The following is a 3,387-nucleotide window of genomic DNA, read 5'->3' on the forward strand; positions in this document are numbered from 1 at the left end:
TCGAAGCCATCGACCGGCTGTTTGCCGGGCGTACGCGCATCCTCATCAGCCATCGCCCCTCGACCCTGGCCGATGCCGACCTGCGCTTTGAATTGCTCGATGGCGTGCTGGTGTCGAAAACGGTGCTGCATGAGGCCTGAGCTGTGCATTGGCGTGGTAGACAGCGGTCACTCGGCGGCGCAACGAGTGCAAGTGGTCGCCGGCCGGCGTTTTTCCCTGGTGGAAGACGGGCTCGCTGAAAGCGACCTGCGTGACGACCCGCTGGGCCATGGCAGCGCGGTGATCGAAGCCATTGGCCGGCGTGCACCCTCGGCGCTGTTCTGCGTGGCGCAAGTGTTCGACCAGCGCGGGGTGACCAGCGCCTTGCAGATCGCCACGGCCATCGACTGGCTGGTGGCGCAGGACGTGCGCTTGATCAACCTGAGCCTGGGCCTGCGCCAGGATCGCAGCCTGCTGCGCAACGCCTGCGCGGCGGCGGTGGCGCGGGGCGTGCTGCTGTGCGCGTCCAGCCCGGCCCAGGGCGAAGGGGTGTTTCCGGCGAATTATCCTCAGGTGCTGCGCGTGACCGGCGATGCGCGATGCACCGAATTGCAATGGTCATGGCTTGACAGTGCCCAGGCGGATTTCGGTGCTTGCGTGCACGGCACCTATCCCGGGCAATCGGGGGCGAGCCTCGGCTGCGCGGCGTTGAGCGGGCATATTGCCGCTTTCCTGGTCGAGCATCCCGGGGCGAGCAACGAACAGATCGTCCAGTGCCTGCGGGACAACGCCCATTACCGTGGCCCCGAACGGCGTCGCGGCCCATGAGTACGATTGTGGTGCTGGGTGCCGGCCCGGCCGGTGCGGCGGTGGCGCTGGGCTTGCGCCGACTGGGATATCCGGTGACGCTGGTCTGCGAGTGGCGCCGTTTTGCCGCGCTGGAGGGGGTTTCCGTGCGGGTGCTGGAAGCCTTGCGCGGCGCCGGCCTGCAGCAGGCCTTGGCGCAGGCGACACTGCCTTCGCAACGCCAGGTGAACTGGAACGGCCAGCAGCATGCGCAAAACATCGAATTCCTGCTCGACCGCCCGGCCTTCGACCGGGGCTTGCGCGAAGACTTGCGCGAGGCGGGCGTGGACCTGATCGAAGGTCGGGTGCTCGGCGTGTTGTCATCGTCTTCAGGGCATCAGATCCAGGTCGAAGGGCGTGAAGCACTGGACGCGGATTTTCTCGTGGAAGCGCGCGGACGCCAGGCGCCGGCCCTGGGCAAAGGCTTGCGCGGGCCGGAGACGGTCAGCCTGCTCAATCGCTGGCAAGGCGCACCGGGCACGACCGCCAGCGCCGTGGAAAGCCTCGCCGACGGCTGGGCCTGGATGGCGCGACGGGACGACGGTCAATGCTACTGGCAATGGACGGTGGACGTGGCCAGTGCCGGGTTGCCGGGCAAGTCGGCGTTGCTTGAATACTGCCGGCAACGGCGGCGGGCATCGGCAGTGGCCCGGGCTTTTTTCGGCGCCGATCCAGAGGCCGACCTGCAACTGCATGCCCGCAGCAGCACGGCGATCCTCAGCCCACAGGTGTGCGGCGAGCACTGGATTCGGGTCGGTGATGCGGCGATGGCGGTGGACCCGCTGTCGGGCAACGGTATCTTTCAATCCCTGTCCTCGGCGTTGCAGGCACCGACGGTGATCAACACCTTGTTGCGCAAACCTGAGCGGGCGGGCCTGGCCCAGCGGTTTCACCAGCAGCGGGTGGAGCAGTTGTTCCTGCGGTTTGCGCGCATTGGCCGGGATTTTTATGCCGATGAGCAGCGCTGGCTTGACCAGCCATTCTGGCAGGCGCGGCGACAATGGCCGGATGCCGAGGTGGCCCATGTCGAGGCGGATTTCAGTGCGTTGCGGATTGAGCGGGCGCCGGTGTTGAAGGATGGGTTTGTCGATGAGGCCGAGGTGGTGATCACGGCGGACCAGCCGTTGGGAATCTGGCATGTGCAGGGGGTGGAGTTGGCGCCGTTGGTGCGGCGGTTGTGGAGTGAGCCGGCTGAGCAGGCACTGGCAGGTTTGACTGTGGAGCAGGGGAGAATGGTTCGGGGGTGGTTGTTGGCTCAGGGATACAAACCCTGACCCTTGCAATTGGCTGGCCTGGCCCTATCGCCAGCAGGCTAGCTCCCACAGTAGTTTTGTGTCGATCACAAATCCCCAGTGGGAGCTAGCCAGCTGGCGAGGGGGGGCGTGAGGGCGCCGCCGATTAGAGCTTGATCAACACCGACTTCAATTCAGTGTAATGCTCGATCGCCGCATACCCCATCTCGCGCCCGACCCCCGACATTTTGTACCCCCCAAAGGGCAGCGCCGGGTCCAGGGCGCTGTGGCAGTTGACCCACACTGAGCCGGACTTGATCCGCGGGATCATCCGGTGCACCGCCGCCAGGTCATTGGACCAGATGCTCGCGCCCAGCCCGTAAGGGCTGTCATTGGCCATGCGCAGCGCATCGGCTTCGTCGTCGAAGGGAATCGCCACCAGCACCGGGCCGAAGATTTCTTCCTGCACCAGCGAATGTTTTTGATCGACATCGACGATCACCGTCGGCTTGACGAAAAAGCCCGGGCCGAACTGCTCGCCACCGCAGGCGATGGTCGCACCGCTTTCGCGGCCCTTTTCGATGTAACCGTAGACGCGCTCCTGCTGACGTGCCGAGATCAGCGGGCCCATGTCGACGCTCGGGTCCAGGCCATTGCCGAGCTTCATGGCGTTGGCGATGCCGGCGATGTCCGCCACCACATTGTCGAAATGCTTGCGCTGCACATACAGGCGCGAGCCTGCGCAGCAGACCTGGCCCTGGTTGAAGAAGATCGCGCTGGCGGCACCGGCTGCGGCGGTTTGCAGGTCGGCATCAGCCATGACGATGGTCGGCGATTTGCCGCCCAGTTCCAGGGTCACCCGGGTCATGGAATCCATGGCGATCTTGCCGATCTGCTTGCCCACGGCAGTGGAGCCGGTGAAGGTCAGCTTGTCCACCAGCGGGTTGTGGGTCAGGGCGGAGCCTGCGGTGATGCCGGTGCCGGTGACCACGTTGAACACGCCCTCGGGGTAACCCGCTTCCAGCACGAGCTCGGCGAGTTTCAGCGCAGTGAGCGGGGTTTCGTCGGCGGGCTTGAGCACCACGGTGCAGCCGGTGGCCAGGGCCGGGCCGAGTTTCCAGCAGGCCAGCAGCAGCGGAAAGTTCCAGGCGACGATGGCGCCGACCACGCCCACCGCTTCGCGACGGATGAAGCTGTGGAACTGGTCGTTGGGCATCAGCGGCGCCGACACATCCACCGTGGAGCCTTCGATCTTGGTCGCCCACCCGGCCATGTAGCGCAGGAAATCGATGGCCAGCTGCACGTCCATCACCTGCGCCACTGCCGCGCT

At 65.8% G+C, this 3,387-nt stretch carries 3 protein-coding genes; 2 read left to right on the forward strand and 1 reads right to left on the reverse strand.

Annotated elements, in window-relative coordinates; genetic code table 11:
• Positions 1-129: 129 nt before the first annotated feature.
• Together qhpE and qhpG are read left to right on the forward strand one after the other, a co-directional pair.
• Positions 130-807, forward strand: coding sequence for a subtilisin-like serine protease QhpE (gene qhpE, locus ABWY06_RS20685; RefSeq protein WP_274078016.1), 678 nt, complete (start codon positions 130-132; stop codon positions 805-807).
• Positions 804-2,099 (forward strand): flavin-dependent monooxygenase QhpG, encoded by a 1,296-nt coding sequence (qhpG, locus tag ABWY06_RS20690; RefSeq protein ID WP_323609313.1) that lies wholly within the window; start codon positions 804-806, stop codon positions 2,097-2,099. Before qhpE ends, qhpG begins: the two co-directional genes overlap by 4 nt.
• Before the next feature lie 124 nt (positions 2,100-2,223).
• Here qhpG and ABWY06_RS20695 read toward each other — a convergent pair.
• Positions 2,224-3,387 (reverse strand): aldehyde dehydrogenase family protein (locus ABWY06_RS20695; protein ID WP_353927470.1); only part of this gene is annotated, 1,164 nt, incomplete at its 5' end.

The organism is Pseudomonas sp. (assembly GCF_040514055.1).
Classification (GTDB): Bacteria; Pseudomonadota; Gammaproteobacteria; order Pseudomonadales; family Pseudomonadaceae; genus Aquipseudomonas.

Coding starts and splice junctions, on each gene's coding strand:
- qhpE (WP_274078016.1), top strand. CDS start 130: ATGAGGCCTGAGCTGTGCATTGGCGTGGTAGACAGCGGTCACTCGGCG.
- qhpG (WP_323609313.1), top strand. CDS start 804: ATGAGTACGATTGTGGTGCTGGGTGCCGGCCCGGCCGGTGCGGCGGTG.